Raw genomic sequence first — 18,222 nt, 5'->3', positions numbered from 1 at the left:
ATCGCTGCTGTAAGTGTCGTCTTACCGTGGTCAATGTGTCCTATGGTGCCCACGTTAAGATGGGGCTTCGCTCTTTCAAATTTCTCTTTTGCCATTTTTAAGTCTCCCTCCCTGAAAGGCTCTTTATTAACTCTTTAATATCTTTTCTGCTATTTCTGCCGGAACCTGTTCGTAATGATCGAATTGCATTGAGTAGGTTGCACGCCCTGATGTCTTACTCCTCAAATCTGTAGCGTAACCAAACATTTCTGAAAGAGGAACAAAGGAACGTATGACCCGAGTATTAGTTTTCGTTTCCATACCTTCGATCCGCCCACGACGAGAGGAAATATCCCCTATAACATCGCCTACGTAGTCTTCGGGCGTTACGACCTCCACAGACATAATAGGTTCCATAAGAACAGGATCCGCCTTTTTCATTGCTTCTTTAAATCCCATAGAAGCAGCTATTTTAAAGGCCATTTCCGAGCTATCAACTTCATGATAGCTGCCGTCCACAAGGGCAACCTTTACTCCTATCACCGGGAACCCGCCAAGTATACCATTGTTGACAGCTTCATCAAGTCCTTTTTGAACTGCTGCAATATACTCTTTAGGTACCACTCCGCCAACAATTTTATCTTCAAAAGCAAACCCTTTCCCATCTTCAAGGGGCGCCATTTCAAAAACAACGTGTCCATACTGGCCACGTCCGCCTGACTGTCTGACAAAACGACCCTCAGCTCTTGACGATTTACGGATAGTCTCACGATAAGACACCTGAGGACGTCCTACTTTTACATCAACGCCAAACTCTCTCTTAAGGCGGTCAACTATAATCTCTAAATGAAGTTCACCCATACCAGAGATGATGGTTTGGGCTGTTTCTTCATCAGTTCTTACCTTAAAGGTTGGATCCTCTTCAGCTAAGGCCACAAGACCCTTTGTCAGCTTTATTTTGTCATTCTTCGTTGCAGGCTCTACAGCAAGAGAAATAACAGGGTCAGGAAATTGCAATGACTCGAGAACAACAGGATGGGACTCATCACATAATGTGTCCCCTGTTCTCGTAGCTTTCAACCCTGGTAACGCTACGATCATACCAGCTCCTGCCTCATCAAGTTCCTCTCTCTTGTTAGCATGCATGCGAAGAATTCGACCAACCCGCTCTCGCGTATTCGTCACTGGATTATAAACTGTAGATCCCTTAACGAGCTTCCCAGAGTAGATCCTCGTATAAACAAGACGTCCTACAAAAGGATCGACCATGATCTTGAATCCCAAAGCGGTCAAGGGTTCGTTCATATCGCTATGACGCTCCACTGTTTCTTCGGTCTTTGGATCCACACCTATAATGGGGGGAAGATCCAAGGGGCTCGGTAAATAATCGACAACAGCGTCAAGCAGCAACTGGATACCCTTATTCTTAAAGGCACTGCCACATAACACGGGAACTATGCGCTGCTGAATCGTATTTTCACGAATAGCCCTGCGAAGAGTTTCTTCCGGCACATCCTGCCCTTCGAGATAACTTTCCATGACGGATTCGTCAAAATCAGCCAAGTTCTCAATCAACAGATCGCGAGCTTTCTTTACATCAGCCATAAGCTCACCAGGTATTTCACCAACAACGGGAGCTGTCCCCAAATCGTCTTGAAAGAAAACTGCCTTCATCTGAATAAGATCAACAATCCCTGAAAATCTATCTTCAGATCCGATAGGCAACTGAAGAGGTACAGATCTGGCACCAAGACGTGTTCGAATCCCATTAACAACCTGATAAAAATCAGCGCCAACACGATCCATTTTATTAACAAAGGCGATACGTGGGACATGGTACTTATCGGCTTGTCGCCACACTGTTTCAGACTGGGGTTCCACTCCCCCCACGGCGCAAAAAACAGCTACTGCACCATCGAGGACACGCATGGAGCGCTCAACTTCGACAGTAAAGTCCACGTGGCCGGGCGTATCAATGATGTTGACAAAACAATCACGCCATATACACGTAGTAGCAGCGGAGGAAATAGTTATCCCCCGTTCACGCTCCTGCTCCATCCAGTCCATTGTGGCAGAACCCTCGTGAGTCTCTCCCATCTTGTAGTTACGTCCAGTGTAGAACAGGATACGCTCAGTGGTCGTGGTCTTGCCTGCATCTATATGGGCGGCAATACCTATATTTCTTATTTTTTTCATTTCAATATTGTGCACGTATTTCACCACCAAGCAAGTTATAAATTAAATAAAACAGGGACGTAACCCATTACCAACGATAGTGAGCAAAGGCACGGTTGGCTTCAGCCATTTTATGAGTGTCTTCACGTTTCTTAATGGAACTACCTTCACCCTTATAAGCATCAGCAAGTTCTCTTGCAAGACGCTCTGCAATGGGCATCCCCTTTTTAGATCTGGCATACGAAATGATCCAACGGATAGCCAGAACTTGAGCGCGCTCTGCGGGAACCTCTACAGGCACCTGGTACGTAGCACCACCAACACGACGAGGGCGAACCTCAACTAGTGGCTTTACGTTTTCCATTGCCTTCTGAAACACTTCGAAGGGCTCTGCATTCAAACGCTCCCCAGCGATCTCAAGAGCCTGATAAAAGGCATTTTCGGCAACACTTCTTTTTCCGCCCTTCATTAGGCTGCTTACAAACTTTGAAACCGCAACGCTTCCAAACCGGCTGTCAGGCAACCCCTGACGCTTTTTAACATGCCCCTTTCGCGGCATGGTGACAATCCCTCCTCACGTACTACTTCTTACTTGGGCTTTCTTGCTCCGTACTTAGAGCGCCCTCTCTTTCGATTTTCAACGCCACCACAGTCAAGGGTCCCTCGGACGATATGATATCGCACACCTGGCAAGTCCTTTACTCGGCCTCCGCGAACGAGAACTACGGAGTGCTCCTGAAGGTTATGCCCAATACCCGGAATATAGGATGTTACCTCTATCCCATTCGTAAGGCGCACACGAGCAACCTTTCTCAAAGCAGAGTTCGGTTTCTTAGGCGTTACTGTATATACGCGGGTACAAACTCCCCGTCTCGCTGGATTACCCTGCAGAGCTGGCGAGTCGCTGTTCTGTCTTTTATCTTTACGTCCAAGACGAACAAGCTGATTTATAGTTGGCACGAAACTCCCTCCTTCCAGATTTTATTTACTACCGACACCCTCCGAAAAGGAAGTGGCATCAGTAATCCCAGCAACTAAAGCGCTTCTACTAATAGCACAGGCTCGTCCTAACCTAACCTTGTCGTCTGCCCATTCAACAGAAATACCCTGTCTCTCAGCTTCTGACATCACATCTTTTATTCTTTCAAGTTCCCCATCCCGTGCTACAAACAATTTTTTTAACCGCTTCGCTCGGAGAGCCCTCCGAACCTCCCTTTCTCCAACAACTCGCAACGGAGAGGCTAACTCATTTAAAGGCATAATAAACCCTCCAGTGCAGAAAGCACCAAGGAATAATAACAAAGAGCCCGGAGTCATGTCAAGAAAAAACATTACCGGGCCCTTCTTTACTCCAGAGAAAATGTTTTATTAATCAAGTAATAGAAGTCCTATTGTTTTTCCGTTGTTTCTTCAGTATCTGGCAGATTCGCTTCTTCAGAAGTTGTTTCACTCTTATCACTTCTGCCAGCACGAAGAACTTCTACATCCTTAAACCATTCTACTCCAGTCCCAGCAGGAATTAAGTGTCCTATTATAACATTTTCTTTCAACCCCTGCAGCGGGTCCATTTCACCTTTTACTGCCGCTCCAGCAAGAACCTGAGCTGTCTGCTGAAAAGACGCCGCGCTTAGGAAGCTCTCAGTTGCAAGAGCTGCCTTGGTAATCCCATGGACAAATGGCCTGCATTTTGGACCCTCGCGAAGTTTCCGCACGAAAGTAACATCCCAGATCAGCGTTTTCTCATCGTGGCGGGCTGAAAGAGGACGAACAACAAATTCTCCAGCTTGGGAACGAACAAGCAGATCGATCATTGCCTTATTGATCTCCTGTCCGCTGTCTACAAGTATTTGTCCCTTTTCGTCAAAGACAGGCTCGAGAAGAACCTTGCCATAGACAAGAGCATTTAACAGCTCGATAAGGGCTTTCTCCCGCGTCAGAATTTCCCCTTCAAGGTCCACTGCTGAAATTTCATCATCAACAAGTCCCCGTATAATACGGGCGTCCACCATCTGGGAAACATCTGTCAGCCCATTGCCCTCCCCATCTATCGCCTGAGTTAGGTGACGGCCCCAAATATTGTTCATGAGGCGTTCCTGAAGAGCATCGAGCACGGAAATTCGCTCCACCGAGTGCCAGATCTTAACTGCTTGTATGTTATGTTCAAAACAAATAGCTGCCATGGCCTGGGTGAAGATGTGATCCTTCTCCGCCATAACTTCATTATCAACTACGATATCCTCTGCAAGGTATGAACTGTCCACAAGTTTTTCTATGGCTTCATGATCCCTCACACAAATGGAAACTGGATCGCCAGATGTAACAATCCCAAGCTGCCCTGGCGTTAGAATAGTCCCAGCTGCTATTTCCTTGCCGTCTTCTGACTTAAAGGTCTCAATGAGCTCAAGACCTTCCATTCTTTTTCTAAAAGCTGCCTCGCCAATGACAAGAATGAGATCTGAACCTTCATCCCCCTCCAACACCATCTGGGAGATAAGGTAGCCTGGACGCAGAAGGGTGCGGATAGCCTCTTCCGTCAAGGGCGTATTCTGGTACTGCAATATGGTATCTGTCAAACGGCTCGCCGCTATACTCTTAACGACACGGCCAGAGAAGATTCGAGTGGCCTCCATGATGTTCTTCTCATTTTCACTCCGGATAGCCTTATTCTCATCCTCTATCTCATCTGTCCAGACCAAATCGCCGGCAACAAAGGAAGTATCCCCCTCTTCCACGACGCGAATCCTGTTCACAGGGGCCACCTTTCGAAGGATAACCTCTATGTGTTTATTATTGATAGAAACGCCCTGAGACCTATAAACTCCCTGAATTTCGTCAACCAGGCTGCGCTGGACCGCTTCTATGCCTTCCACTTCAAGAAGCTGCTGGGGATCCACATTACCTTCCGTAAGGCGATCGCTTTTAGCAACCTGCTGTCCCTCTTCCACAAGCAGGTGTTGTGATGAAGGGATGCTGTAGTTGACTTTTTCTTCTTTTCCCGGCTCATCAGAGGCAATGATAACCTTTCGTTTACCTTCCATTTCCCGTATCTCAATAACTCGTCCGTCTATTCCTGCAAGGTAGGATACCTTCTTTGGTCGGCGAACTTCAAAAAGCTGCTCAATCCTGGGAAGACCCTGAGTAATGTCCTCCCCTGTCATACGAACTCCACCAGTGTGGAATGTCCGCATAGTAAGCTGGGTCCCCGGTTCTCCTATGGATTGGGCGGCTACAACGCCCACTGATTCGCCAATAGCAACCTCAGTTCGAGTAGCAAGGTCCATGCCATAGCACTTCTGGCAAACACCCTGTTTTAGCGTACAGGTCAAAGGACTGCGAACCCAGACAGAAGAGAACCCGAGCTTGTCTATTGTTTCAGCAAGTCTCGTCGTTATCAGCTCTCCCGACTCTAGGAGCAACTCTCCTGTTTCAGGATGGTAGAGATCGTACAACACCGTTCTCCCCGCAATGCGCTCGGCGAGAGAGATCATGACCTTGCCATCCTGAAGAAGCGGCCGGATCTCCACACCCCTATCAGTACCACAGTCATGATGGGTGACAATAATATCCTGAGCTACGTCCACAAGACGTCTTGTGAGGTATCCTGATTTCGCCGTACGAAGAGCTGTATCCGCAAGACCCTTTCGCGCTCCGTGGGTTGAAATGAAGTACTCCAACATGTTCATGCCTTCACGGAAGTTGGCTGTAATGGGATAGTCGATGATTCGACCCGACGGATCTGACATCAATCCTCGGATACCAGCCATCTGCCCCATCTGGCTCTTGCTTCCTCGCGCTCCTGAATCCACCATCATTCGGATGGGGTTATCACGCTCCATATGGACAAGGATATTCTCAGAAATCTTGCGTGAAGCCTCTGACCAGAGCATTTCTTTTCTGTAAAGATATTCATCCTGGGTCAGAATGCCCATTTCGTACTCTGACTTCAAATCTTCATCATCATCAATCGTTTCCGCCGTTATCTCATCTTTCTCCGGTGGAATAATGATCGATTGGACTCCAAAACTAATGCCACTGACTGTGGACCAATGATACCCCAGAGTTTTAATATCATCGAGAATCCGAACGATCTCGCTTCGGCTGATGACATCATAAGCATCATCAATAAGCTTACCAATGGCCTTCTTTCCAAACTGCTTATTGATAAACCGCAGTTTCTCAGGAAGTATGCTATTGAAGAGCACTCTGCCGGGAGATGTTTCGAACCACTTCTCATCATCACTTTCTATATTCCATTCCGGCTGCTTCTTTAGCCGGATACGGGCGTTTAAATGGACAACCTTATGATCAAGGGCTATAAGCACATCCTCGATACCTGAGAAATAATTGCCTTCGCCCATCAACCCATCCCGCACATCCGTCAGATAATAGACGCCAAGGATGATATCCTGCGTTGGTGTCACTATAGGTCTTCCACTTGCAGGAGAAAGCAGGTTGTTCGCAGAGAGCATGAGAAGTCTGGCCTCTGCCTGGGCTTCAAGGGACAATGGCACGTGAACTGCCATTTGGTCTCCGTCAAAGTCCGCATTGAAAGCAGTGCAGACGAGGGGGTGGAGACGGATGGCCTTCCCTTCCATTAAGACAGGCTCAAAGGCCTGAATTCCTAATCTATGCAATGTGGGAGCCCGGTTCAGAAGAACTGGATGATCTTTGATGATCTCTTCCAGAATGCCCCAGATCTCTTCCCGCCCACGCTCTATAAGACGCTTTGCGCTCTTCACGTTAGGAGCCAGCCCCCGCTCCACGAGTTGCCGAATAACAAAGGGTTTGAAAAGTTCAAGAGCCATCTGCTTCGGCAAACCACACTGATATATCTTCAGTTGAGGACCGATAACGATAACCGAACGGCCGGAATAGTCAACACGCTTACCCAGCAGGTTCTGACGGAACCGTCCCTTTTTTCCTCTCAATAGATCCGTTAAGCTCTTCAAGGGGCGATTCCCCGCACCAAGGACAGCCTTGCCCATACGCCCATTATCTATGAGGGCGTCCACTGACTCCTGCAACATCCTCTTCTCATTGCGGATAATGATCTCGGGAGCCCTTAGCTCCTGCAGTTTACGAAGCCGATTGTTACGGTTGATAACCCGTCGGTACAGGTCGTTTAGGTCTGACGTGGCAAAACGTCCTCCATCGAGCTGGACCATGGGGCGCAAATCCGGTGGAATTACCGGCAGTACTTCAAGCACCATAGACTCTACGCTGGAGAAGCTTCTTCTGAAGTCCTCCGCCACCTGAAGCCGTTTAATGAGTTTTCTCTTCTTTTGTCCGGTACTCTCCGATACTTCCTCACGAAGGGCTGCGCAGAGAAGATCCATATCCATTTTTTCCAAGAGGGTCCGTACTCCCTCCGCTCCAATGCCCGCACTGAATTTTTTATCGTAGGCGGCGCACAGATACTGTTCCCTCTCCATAATAATGTCTGAGGAGTTAAAGGGAGAGGCGCCTTTTTCTATGACAATATAGCAAGGATCCTCTATGGTTATGGTTTCCGGTTGGGCCATAAACCTCCCAGGATATTTCTCATAAAACATCTGAAATTCCGTTTTGGAAACAACATCCCCCTTGACAAAGGGCAGCTTCGCCGCCGCGGTAACAATGAAAGCTTCCTGATTATTGACTATGGCTCGCTTGACATCAAACTGGAGATCCAGCTTTTGCAAGCGCTCCACTTCCGATACCGAAATAACGTCTCCAGATTTATAATCAAGATTTTCAGGATCTGAAACAAACTCAAAAGCCGGTTCCACCTTGAAAAGGCTATCACCATACTCTGTCTTATATCGAGAGACCTGTTGGGCAGTAAGGATATCCCCCTCGCTAACGGGAATTTCGTCTACACTAATGATCCTATAAGCTTCTTCAGTTTTTATCTTTGAGTCATAATGAGAGTGGATCCGCACTTCGCTCTCGGCTATAACATCACCACGTCGTGCCAGATCTGGACGGCGCCCTTCCATGACAACCTTGAACGCCGCTTCTCGTTTCCGTGTAGGCGCAAAATACACAACCTTTTCAAGGTCTTTTGTGCTTGTTCCGAGAAGAAGGCTTAAACGGCTGGGTATGCCCCTAAGGTACCAAATATGCACCACTGGCGCTGCCAGCTCGATGTGCCCCATCCGCTCTCTCCGAACACGATTGTCCGTAACCTCTACACCGCAACGATCACAAATAACCCCCTTGAATTTCGGACCGCTCCGCTTGTACTTGCCACAGGCACATTCGTAACTCTTTGTTGGGCCAAAGATACGTTCACAGAAAAGCCCGTCCTTTTCTGGACGAAGGGTTCTGTAATTTATGGTTTCAGGCTTCTTAACTTCACCGCTGGACAGTTCCCTGATCCGTTCCGGGCTGGCCAGCTTAATGCGTACTCCGACTATTTCTCTCTGGCTCATCTATTCTTCAGCCCCCTCCGGGTCATCTTTACGTTCCTCAAACACGTCTTCAAAAAGCATGTTCTCGGCTGCCAACTCCTTTTCATCGACAACAATTTCCATTTCTTCTGGAACTTCTTCTGTTTCTTCTATCTTTTGCTCTTGTTCCTTTTCTTTTACGCCTAGCCCTTCCGTAGTTCTACGCCGGCTTGCGCCTTCCTCATCTTCTTCGTCCATAATGAGTTCTCCTACCGTACCGTCGCTATATTTGATTTCAACATCGAGAACCAATCCCTGCAGTTCTTTTACAAGAACTCGGAAACTTTCAGGTACACCAGGCTTAGCAAGGTTTTGCCCTTTTACTATTTTCTCATAGGTTTTTAAGCGTCCTCTGATATCATCAGACTTCACCGTCAGCATCTCCTGAAGAATGTGAGCTGCGCCATATCCTTCAAGGGCCCAGACTTCCATTTCCCCAAACCGCTGGCCTCCGAACTGTGCTTTTCCGCCGAGAGGCTGCTGTGTAATCAAACTGTAAGGGCCAATGGAGCGGGCATGAATTTTGTCGTCTACAAGGTGGATTAATTTAAGCATATACATATATCCCACTGTGACCTTTTTCTCCATGGGTTCCCCTGTTCTGCCATCGAAAAGAGTTATCATGCCATCTGCCGTCAAATCAGGGTAATCTTCTTTACGAAGCTCTGCGAGGTTCTCAAAGATTTCTTTTTCCTGGGCGCCTTCAAAGACTGGCGTGGCAACCTTCCAGCCATTATGGACAGCTACAAAGCCCATGATCGTTTCAAGCACCTGTCCAAGGTTCATACGGCTCGGCACACCTAATGGGTTAAGTACTATATCGCAGGGAGTGCCATCTGGCAGATAAGGCATATCCTCCACCGGGAGAATCTTCGAAACAACACCCTTATTGCCATGGCGTCCTGCCATCTTGTCTCCTACTGTTATTTTTCTAAGCTGAGCCACGTAAATCTTCACAACTTCATTTACGCCAGGACTCAGGGCATCGGGATTGTTCTCCCGTGTCATGCGTTTTACGGCCACGATCTTTCCTCGGGCACCATGAGGAACCTTCAGGGATGTGTCCCTGACTTCTCTCGCTTTTTCTCCGAATATGGCTCGTAGTAATTTTTCCTCAGGAGACTGATCAGACTCTCCCTTAGGGGTAACCTTTCCTACCAGAATGTCACCGGCATTGACCTCGGCTCCCACCCTAACAATGCCGTCCTCGTCGAGGTTCTTAAGCATGTCTTCACCGACATTGGGAATATCACGGGTAATCTCTTCTGGCCCAAGTTTTGTGTCCCGTGCTTCAATTTCATATTCTTCTATATGTATTGAGGTGTAAAAATCTTCTTTTACAAGACGTTCGCTAAGCAAGATCGCATCTTCGTAGTTAAAACCTTCCCAGGGAAGAAAAGCTACGAGAACATTTCGCCCAAGAGCAAGTTCTCCGTCATCTACAGACTGCCCATCAGCAATTATGTCTCCTTTTTTAACTAATTCGCCTTTTTCAACAGAGGGGCGCTGGTGAATAATCGTCCCCTGGTTCGAACGGCGAAATTTCACGAGAGGATAAGCGCGAATACCACGCTTTGACCTGATCTCTATGCGATCCGCATCAACATAAACGACCTCTCCATCATCCGTAGCAACCACACATGAACCGGAGTCTTTCGCTATCCTATATTCAATTCCCGTCCCGACTACAGGAGCCTCAGGCTGAATAAGAGGAACGGCCTGACGCTGCATGTTTGAACCCATAAGAGCACGGTTAGCGTCATCGTGCTCAAGGAAGGGGATCAAAGCAGTAGAAACAGAAACTATCTGCTTAGGGGAGACGTCAAGATAATCCACTTCTTCGCGGGGAATGTACTCTATGTCACCACGATATCTTGTATGGCACTCTTTTTCCAGGTAGCCATTCTCATCAATAGGGGTATTAGCTCTGGCTATATAAAGATCGTCTTCCTCATCTGCTGAAAGGTAGACAATTTCGTTAAGAACCCTTCCATTTTCTACTTTACGACGAGGAGTCATCAGAAAGCCATATTCATTTACCCTTGAATAGGTGGCAAGAGACGTGACCAACCCGATATTTGGCCCCTCCGGAGTTTCAATAGGACAAATACGGCCATAGTGGGTATGATGGACGTCACGGGCTTCAAAACCCGCACGTTCACGGCTGAGACCTCCAGGGCCCAAAGCAGAGAGGCGCCGGCGGTGCGTTACTTCCGCCAGGGGGTTCGTCTGATCCATAAATTGAGAGAGCTGCCCGGAACCAAAAAACTCGCGAATAGCCGCAGCGATAGGACGGACATTGATAAGGTCCCTCGCCATAGCTGCCTCAAGGTCAGGAATGGTTGTCATCCGTTCTTTCGCTATTCGCTCCATTCGAAGCAAGCCAATACGAATCTGGTTCTGTAGAAGTTCTCCTACAGAACGGACACGACGGTTTCCCAGATGATCTATATCGTCACCTTCAGATTCTGGATTCCTAAGGTCAATTACTCCCTGAATAATCTTGCAAATATCTTCGAGAGTAAGCAGCCTGTTGTGTTCTGTAATATTCTCTGGAACAGGAATACCAAGGCGCCTGTTCATTTTATAGCAGCCCACACGCCCTAAATTGTATCGTCGGGTATCAAAGAAAAGGCTATAAACATATTCTCTGGCATTTTCAACCCGCGCAGGCTCATTGGGTCGAAGACGCCGGAACATTTCAAGGACAGCATCATCACTGCCCGTTGTGTTGTCTCTCTCTAAAGTGGCCGCAATAGCTGGGTCAACATCCCACACATGTAGTTTCGTCCGCCCCTTACTCCACAAAATTTCAAGATTATCTTTGGTCAACCTGCCGTTTCTTGGAACTATTTCGTTGCCTTCATCGTCAACAACAGATTCTGCCACAAGGCGGCCCCTTACTTCTTCTTCTGTCAAATCAATTTCGATAGGTTTGGCGCCAAACATGTCAAGGATCTCTTCGTTGCTTGACACGCCAAATGCCTTCAATAAAACTGTTGCTGGGAGCTTTTTTCTGTTATCGATATTTACAGAAAGCACATCTCCAGGGCTCAGGCTAAACTCCAGCCAAGCTCCACGGTCAGGAATTATTTTTGCAGAATAGGCTTCCTGACCAGGGATCTGCTCTTCCTTGTGAAAATACACACCGGCTGAACGGGCAAGTTGATTCACTACAACTCGTTCCGTCCCATTGATAATAAAAGTGCCCCTATCTGTCATTATAGGAAAATCGCCAAGAAAAATTTCTTCTTCTTTGATTTCTTTGGTTTTTCTATTGACAAGTCGAATGGTAGCACGTATAGGTTGAGACCATGTAAGGTCCCTCTGTCGGGCTTCCTCTTCGTCCCCCGAGGGATTATCCACAAAGAAATGGACAAACTCGAGGGCGAACGCCCCATCATAACTCTCTATAGGAAAAACTTCATGAAGAAGTTCTTCCAGCCCTTGCAACTTCCTTGAGTCCGGGTCGCAATCCTTCTGATAAAACCAATCATAGGAATTACGCTGGACTTCTATCATGTCAGGAATTTCTACAAGATCCCTGGCACGTCCGAAAGTCAACCTCTGCCGCTTTCTGCCCACGGGAACAAACTCGGCCATGCGCGTTATGACCTCCCTGTAAAAGATATGGGGGAAATTATTATTGACGAAGAATAAAGATAACAAAAAGGGCGCGTTATGTCAACAACACAACGCAGCCCCTTATTATACTTTGTATAAGGCACATTTTGCAAGTATAAATTGTATGGTGCCGAGGCGGGGACTCGAACCCCGACAGGCTGTCGCCCACTAGAACCTGAATCTAGCGCGTCTACCAATTCCGCCACCCCGGCTTTTCTTATCACGACGGTAATTGTAGCAAGGCCTGAACGCTTTGGCAAGTTCTTTTTAAAGCTCTTCCCCCGCAGCCCTACTTAGCCGGTCTCTTAATGCGAGGCCTATCCCTTTACTATTTGGCCACTCTGCTACTATAACCTCTACCCCTTTCTTTTCAAAGGTGCGGAAAGCCAGAAAGAGACCCTGGGCATAATTTTCAGGAGTTTTAAAAAGAATTTTTTCCTCCACGGGGAACGGGGGCTCATTTATACCTATATAGCCAACCCTCTTCCCCATCACGAAAGGACTATGCCGCAAAACGCCATTTTCCCATAATAATAGGGGGATTAAAGGAGCGTAATGGCGATACCGCGTTCCTGGCGACCTTTTTTTCTTAGCTTCATCCGGAACCAGCTTCACCTCTTCAATCACTTCTTCCAACCGCTCCACTGGCATGCCGCCAGCTCGTAGAAGCACAACAGAAGGTCCAGTTACATCTATGACTGTGGATTCAAGCCCCACATCAGTGGCTCCGCCGTCTAAAATTATATCTACGTCATCTCCAATGTCAGCAAGCACGGATGCAGCCTCCGTTGGACTAGGCCGCCCGCTTCTATTGGCACTTGGAGCAGCTATAGGGACACCAGCAGCTTTAATAAGGGCCATCGCTACAGGGTGGGAAGGCATGCGAACCGCTACTGTTCCCAATCCGGCAGTAACCGAGTTTGGAACTACAGATTTTGCCGGGAGGACAAGAGTAAGAGGCCCTGGCCAAAAAGAGTCCATAAGCAATTTGGCTCTTTCATTCACGTAAGCGACCTGTTCCACATCTTCCGGTGATGCAAAATGAAGGATAAGAGGATTGTCACCGGGACGGCCTTTAGCAGCAAAAATTTTACGCACAGCCCCATCATCCAGGCCATTTGCTCCGAGGCCATAAACAGTTTCTGTAGGAAATGCGACCAATTTGCCTGATCGTATTGCATAAGCAGCTTCAGCAATTATGTGAGGTTCAGGATTCCAGCACTCGACCTTATAGACTTTCGTTTTCAACGCTGTCACCTTCTCCGTGAAATACCTCAATAAAATTCTTTCTGAAAGCAGGGAAAGTTCCGTTTAAAATAGACTCTCTAACACCTTCCATGAGCTTAATAAGAAAATGAAGATTATGCCAGCTGCATAAACGAGCAGCCAAAATCTCCCCCGCTTTATAAAGATGCCGTATATAGGCTTTTGTAAAATGGCGGCATACATAACAGTCACAAGACGAATCAAGGGGGGTAAAATCACGAGCATACACCTGATTTTTAATGTTTATCCTCCCTGTAGAAACAAAAACAGTACCTGTCCTTCCATTCCTTGTTGGCAACACGCAGTCAAACATATCCACCCCCCGGGCCACACCTTCCACAAGATTGGAGGGATGGCCAACTCCCATAAGATATCTAGGCTTATCAAAAGGCATGACGTGTTGAAGCACATCAAGCATTTCATACATAATATGATGAGGTTCCCCCACAGAAAGACCGCCAATTCCATAGCCTGGAAATCCAATAGATGTAATGTCTTCTGCCGAGCGCCTCCGTAAATCTTCGTATACAGACCCCTGAATGATGCCAAACAATGCCTGGTCCTCTCTTGTATGAGCATTCTTAGATCGGCGGGCCCACCGAGTTGTACGGGCTAAAGCAGCTTCCGCTTCCTCTTTGGTGGTTGGATAGTGAAGACACTGGTCAAAGCACATGGCGATATCGCTTCCCAGCTTCTGTTGCACTTCCATTGACCATTCAGGATCCATCATGTGGCGGCTTCCGTCTATATGGGATTGACACTCGACTCCCTCATCAGTTACTCGATTAAGGGTAGCGAGAGAAAAGACCTGAAATCCGCCGCTATCAGTAAGAATGGGATGATGCCAATCCATAAAAGAGTGGAGTCCTCCAGCCTCCTCCACTATATCGGCACCAGGGCGCAGATAGAGATGGTATGTGTTGGAAAGAATGATCTGGGCCCCTATTTCCTCTAGTTCAAAGGGAGCCATTGCTTTCACTGTTGCCTGCGTTCCCACCGGCATAAAAACGGGGGTCTTTATAACTCCATGAGGAGTCACGAATTCTCCAGCTCTAGCCCCCGTTACAGGACATTGTGCCTGTAAACGAAATTCAAACATTACAGTTCCTCCCATCTGAAAAGCGAACAGGCATTATTCCAGAGCGCTTCTTTGAGTTCTTCTCTATCTGTGAGCCTGACATCAGCAACCATATCATACACTTCTGTCACATAGGCCGGCTCATTCCGCTTCCCCCGATAACGCTTGGGGGCCAGCCATGGGGCATCTGTTTCACATAACAGCCTGTTGAGAGGCATAGAAGCCACTATATCTCTCAGCTCCTGATTCTTTTTATAGGTAACTAGACCTGCAAATGAAAGATAGAAGCCCAGTTCTAGAGCACATTTTGCATGGGATGAATTACCTGAAAAACAATGAATGACGCCATGATACTGCCTTTTATCGTTCTCCTTGAGAATATCAAAAAGATCATCGAAGGCATCTCTTATGTGAAGAACCAAGGGTTTCTTGGCCTTTTCAGCAAGTTCAATATGCCACAGAAGAGATTGTTTCTGAATCTCTCGAGGGGAATGGTCATAATAATAGTCAAGGCCACTTTCTCCTATAGCCAGGACTCTGGGATGTTGGGCAAGAAGAAACAATTCTTCAGGAATACCATCTATTATAGTAGAAGCCTCATGGGGATGAACGCCTACTGTAGCATAAATACCATATGAAGCGTATTTTTCCGCAAGTTCTACCGCTTGACGGCTATTAGGCACATCCGCAGCCACTACAAGCATACGAGCTAATCCTTGAGATTTCGCCCTTTCTATAACTTCATCAAGATCTTCGTTATAGTCTTCCGAATTTAAATGACAGTGCGTATCGACAAAATAGGACACTTTAAACACCTTGCCTCTTTATAAAAAAATCGGGTTTCCCAGCCAGGAGAAACCCGATTAATATCCCCTGCTTCTTTTCCTAACTCACCCGTGATCCCAAAGGAATATCTTTATCTGGGGTAAGAAGGGCAAGTGTCGATTTATCAGCTGGTCCAGTGGCCAGAAGCATCCCTCTGCTTTCAACGCCACAAAGTTTTACCGGCTTGAGATTAACGACGACAACAATTCTCTTTCCTAGAAGTTCCTCTACAGAAAAATGCTCTTTTATTCCAGAAACTATCGTTCGCTTTTCGTATCCAAGATCCACGTGCAACTTATAGAGTTTTTTTGCCTTTGTAATTTCCTCAACTGCAATAATTTGTCCAACCCTAAGCTCCACTTTGGCAAAATCTTCAATCATTATTTGTTCTTCGTGATTTCCAGGGTCAGGCATCGACCCTTTTCGCGCCTCTCGTTCAGCTCTTTCTTTCTTCCAGTTCTCAACATCGATGCGGGGAAAAAGGACATCCCCTTTAATTGTTTGTGTTCCTGCTGGGAAACCGCCAAAAGAGAAGGCCGGTATCCCATGTTTTTCAGGCGTTCCAGGAAGCCCTAGTTGCCCCCAGAGCTTTTCCGCTGTCAATGGCATGAAGGGAGCGATAAGAAGTCCTGTTCCACGGAGCATTTCAGCTAAGACAAAGAGGACTGTGTCAAGACGCTCCTGAGGTCCTTCTTTTCCCAGTTTCCAGGGCATGGTTTCATCAATATATTTGTTTCCTCTCCGAATAAGGGCCCAAATGGTTTTCAACGCTTCTTCGTAAGCGAAACACGACATGCTCTCTTCAACCTGCGAGAAAGTGGATTGAAGAAGGTTTTCAATCTCCTTGTCCAGGTTTTCAAAGTTTGTCGGGGCAGGAACAATGCCATCCCTGAAGTTTTTTACCATCTGAAGGGTTCTGTTGAGCAAGTTCCCCAGATCGTTGGCCAAATCAGAGTTGATTCGCAAAACCATAGCTTGCTCTGAAAAATCTCCATCCAATCCAAAGGGTACTTCCCTAAGCACAAAGTATCGAAAAGGGTCGACGCCATATACGTCCGCCATCTCAAAAGGATCAACGACGTTACCCTTTGACTTTGACATTTTTTCTCCTTCCACAGTCCACCACCCATGGGCAAAAACTGTCACTGGCGGGTTAAGCCCAAGGGCAATGAGCATTATGGGCCAAATCACACAGTGAAACCGGATAATATCCTTACCTACCAGATGATGGACACTTGGCCAGAATGTGTTGAGTTTTTCTGAATCAGACATGTAGCCGCAGGCGGTAAGATAGTTAATCAATGCGTCAAACCAGACGTACACTACGTGTTTTTCATCTCCAGGGACTGGAATTCCCCATTTGATGCTTGTTCGTGATACTGACTGGTCTCTCAGTCCGCTACGGACAAAACTCACAATTTCATTATATCGGCTCCTGGGCATAATGGCCTTTAGATTTTTTTCGTAATAGTCAAGAAGTTGGTCACTATATTTGGAAGCCCGGAAAAAATAGCTTTCTTCTTCCATCTTTTGAAGGGGCCGTCCACAGTCAGGACAAGTCTTATCTTCTTTCATACTGCTTTCAGGAACGTAAGTTTCACAAGGGATACAGTACCAACCTTCATAAGTACCTTTATAAATATCTCCCTGATCCATGAGTTTTTTGAATATTCCCTGAACTACCTTGCCATGGCGTTCTTCTGTTGTTCGGATAAAATCATCATTCGAGATGTTAAGGACTTCCCATAATTTGCGAAAATTTTCCATAGTCCTATCTGCCAGTTCTTTAGCTGTCATTCCTTTAGCATCCGCGCTTTGCTGTATCTTTTGTCCATGCTCATCAGTTCCCGTACAAAAGAAAACCTTATCGCCCATCATGCGATGGTAACGAGCCATTACATCTGCAGCTATTGTCGTGTAGGCGTGTCCTATATGAGGGATGTCATTGACATAATAAATAGGCGTTGTAATATAAAAACTTTTTTCAGACATCATTGTTCCTCCTTATCGATCTTATCGATCTATTTTCTGTCTCACCTGAATCAGCCAATCCTTGACTGCATTTTTCGCTACAGGATAACGTTGAATTATAAATTTTACAACTTCTTTTTGACTAATGCCATTGGTTACCATCTGTTCTGCTTCTTTTTTCCATTGATCATCATCAAGTACCTGTTGAGGCGGTTTATCCACAACAAGAACGAGTTCCCCACGTACTCCCTCTGCTTCAACCTGAGATAAAATGACGCCAAGGTTAGCCCGCCTGGCTTCCTGGTATATTTTACTGATCTCTCTCACCAGAGCTGCACGTCTATTTCCTAAAATTTCAAGTATATCAGCCATATGTTTTTGAGCCTTATGGGGAGACAGATAAAATATCAGCGGGAAAGGGTGAAATTGCAAATTCTCAAGAGTCTCCCTACGTTCCCCCTTCTTGTCGGGAAGAAAACCGTAAAAGGTAAAGGGATGAGTTTCAAATCCAGAATGGATCAAAGCGGGAACAAATGCCGTAGCGCCTGGCAGAATATCAATTTCAAAGCCCTCAGAAATAGCCGCCTGGATAAGTATACTCCCAGGATCAGAAATCCCCGGTGTCCCAGCGTCAGAAACGAGGGCAACTTTTTCTCCCCTTCTCAGCCGTTCCAGAAGTTGCTCTGTACGCCTTTGCTCGTTATGGGCATAGTAGGAAACAGTAGGGACATGGATATGATAGCGCTGAAGAAGAATCGCTGTCTTACGAGTATCTTCACAAGCAATTACGTCAACTTTCCTCAGCACATTAATAGCTCTCAACGTTATATCTTCCAAATTCCCTATTGGCGTAGGAACTACAAAAAGAGGCAT

General features: G+C 46.7%; 12 protein-coding genes and 1 tRNA gene. All 13 read right to left on the bottom strand.

Annotated features, from left to right (window positions below):
* Window positions 1-95: GTP-binding protein (locus BUC50_RS05405; RefSeq protein WP_273312201.1), on the bottom strand; the 95-nt coding region annotated here is incomplete at its 3' end.
* A 31-nt stretch (window positions 96-126) separates the two neighbouring features.
* Window positions 127-2,175 carry an elongation factor G gene (gene fusA / locus BUC50_RS05400; protein ID WP_041459518.1) on the bottom strand — a complete coding sequence of 683 codons (2,049 nt, stop codon included), beginning with the start codon at window positions 2,173-2,175 and terminating at the stop codon, window positions 127-129.
* A gap of 67 nt (window positions 2,176-2,242) precedes the next feature.
* Complete coding sequence (rpsG, locus tag BUC50_RS05395; RefSeq protein WP_013048024.1) at window positions 2,243-2,713, bottom strand: 30S ribosomal protein S7; 471 nt, start codon at window positions 2,711-2,713, stop codon at window positions 2,243-2,245.
* A gap of 29 nt (window positions 2,714-2,742) precedes the next feature.
* On the bottom strand, window positions 2,743-3,114 hold the full coding sequence (gene rpsL, locus BUC50_RS05390; RefSeq protein ID WP_013048023.1) for a 30S ribosomal protein S12: 372 nt from the start codon (window positions 3,112-3,114) through the stop codon (window positions 2,743-2,745).
* Between the two features lie 21 nt (window positions 3,115-3,135).
* Window positions 3,136-3,414, bottom strand: a complete 279-nt coding sequence (locus BUC50_RS05385) for a L7Ae/L30e/S12e/Gadd45 family ribosomal protein (RefSeq protein WP_213700906.1) — start codon at window positions 3,412-3,414, stop codon at window positions 3,136-3,138.
* A gap of 128 nt (window positions 3,415-3,542) precedes the next feature.
* A complete protein-coding gene (rpoC, locus tag BUC50_RS05380; protein WP_273015165.1) occupies window positions 3,543-8,567 on the bottom strand; it encodes a DNA-directed RNA polymerase subunit beta' in 5,025 nt (1,674 codons plus the stop codon).
* Window positions 8,568-12,188 (bottom strand): DNA-directed RNA polymerase subunit beta, encoded by a 3,621-nt coding sequence (gene rpoB / locus BUC50_RS05375; protein WP_286677215.1) that lies wholly within the window; start codon window positions 12,186-12,188, stop codon window positions 8,568-8,570.
* 146 nt (window positions 12,189-12,334) lie between these two features.
* Window positions 12,335-12,421 (bottom strand) — tRNA-Leu (locus BUC50_RS05370).
* 55 nt (window positions 12,422-12,476) lie between these two features.
* On the bottom strand, window positions 12,477-13,457 hold the full coding sequence (locus BUC50_RS05365) for an L-threonylcarbamoyladenylate synthase (RefSeq protein WP_273015634.1): 981 nt from the start codon (window positions 13,455-13,457) through the stop codon (window positions 12,477-12,479).
* Window positions 13,438-14,574, bottom strand: a complete 1,137-nt coding sequence (tgt, locus tag BUC50_RS05360; RefSeq protein WP_213700910.1) for a tRNA guanosine(34) transglycosylase Tgt — start codon at window positions 14,572-14,574, stop codon at window positions 13,438-13,440. The genes BUC50_RS05365 and tgt overlap by 20 nt, the downstream gene beginning before the upstream one ends.
* On the bottom strand, window positions 14,574-15,368 hold the full coding sequence (locus BUC50_RS05355; RefSeq protein WP_286677214.1) for a TatD family hydrolase: 795 nt from the start codon (window positions 15,366-15,368) through the stop codon (window positions 14,574-14,576). Before BUC50_RS05355 ends, tgt begins: the two co-directional genes overlap by 1 nt.
* Window positions 15,369-15,438: 70 nt before the next feature.
* Window positions 15,439-17,370, bottom strand: a complete 1,932-nt coding sequence (gene metG / locus BUC50_RS05350) for a methionine--tRNA ligase (protein WP_273015668.1) — start codon at window positions 17,368-17,370, stop codon at window positions 15,439-15,441.
* A 21-nt stretch (window positions 17,371-17,391) separates the two neighbouring features.
* Window positions 17,392-18,222 (bottom strand): 16S rRNA (cytidine(1402)-2'-O)-methyltransferase, encoded by an 831-nt coding sequence (gene rsmI / locus BUC50_RS05345; RefSeq protein ID WP_273015669.1) that lies wholly within the window; start codon window positions 18,220-18,222, stop codon window positions 17,392-17,394.

It is taken from the genome of Aminobacterium sp. EBM-42 (assembly GCF_001896635.1).
Taxonomy (GTDB): Bacteria; Synergistota; Synergistia; order Synergistales; family Aminobacteriaceae; genus Aminobacterium; species Aminobacterium colombiense.
The sequence above is the reverse complement of the archived record's forward strand: the minus strand, read 5'-3'. Positions and strand labels throughout refer to the sequence as shown.

Coding starts and splice junctions, on each gene's coding strand:
- fusA (WP_041459518.1), bottom strand. CDS start 2,175: ATGAAAAAAATAAGAAATATAGGTATTGCCGCCCATATAGATGCAGGC.
- rpsG (WP_013048024.1), bottom strand. CDS start 2,713: ATGCCGCGAAAGGGGCATGTTAAAAAGCGTCAGGGGTTGCCTGACAGC.
- BUC50_RS05385 (WP_213700906.1), bottom strand. CDS start 3,414: ATGCCTTTAAATGAGTTAGCCTCTCCGTTGCGAGTTGTTGGAGAAAGG.
- rpoC (WP_273015165.1), bottom strand. CDS start 8,567: ATGAGCCAGAGAGAAATAGTCGGAGTACGCATTAAGCTGGCCAGCCCG.
- rpoB (WP_286677215.1), bottom strand. CDS start 12,188: ATGGCCGAGTTTGTTCCCGTGGGCAGAAAGCGGCAGAGGTTGACTTTC.
- tgt (WP_213700910.1), bottom strand. CDS start 14,574: ATGTTTGAATTTCGTTTACAGGCACAATGTCCTGTAACGGGGGCTAGA.
- metG (WP_273015668.1), bottom strand. CDS start 17,370: ATGTCTGAAAAAAGTTTTTATATTACAACGCCTATTTATTATGTCAAT.
- rsmI (WP_273015669.1), bottom strand. CDS start 18,222: ATGCCTCTTTTTGTAGTTCCTACGCCAATAGGGAATTTGGAAGATATA.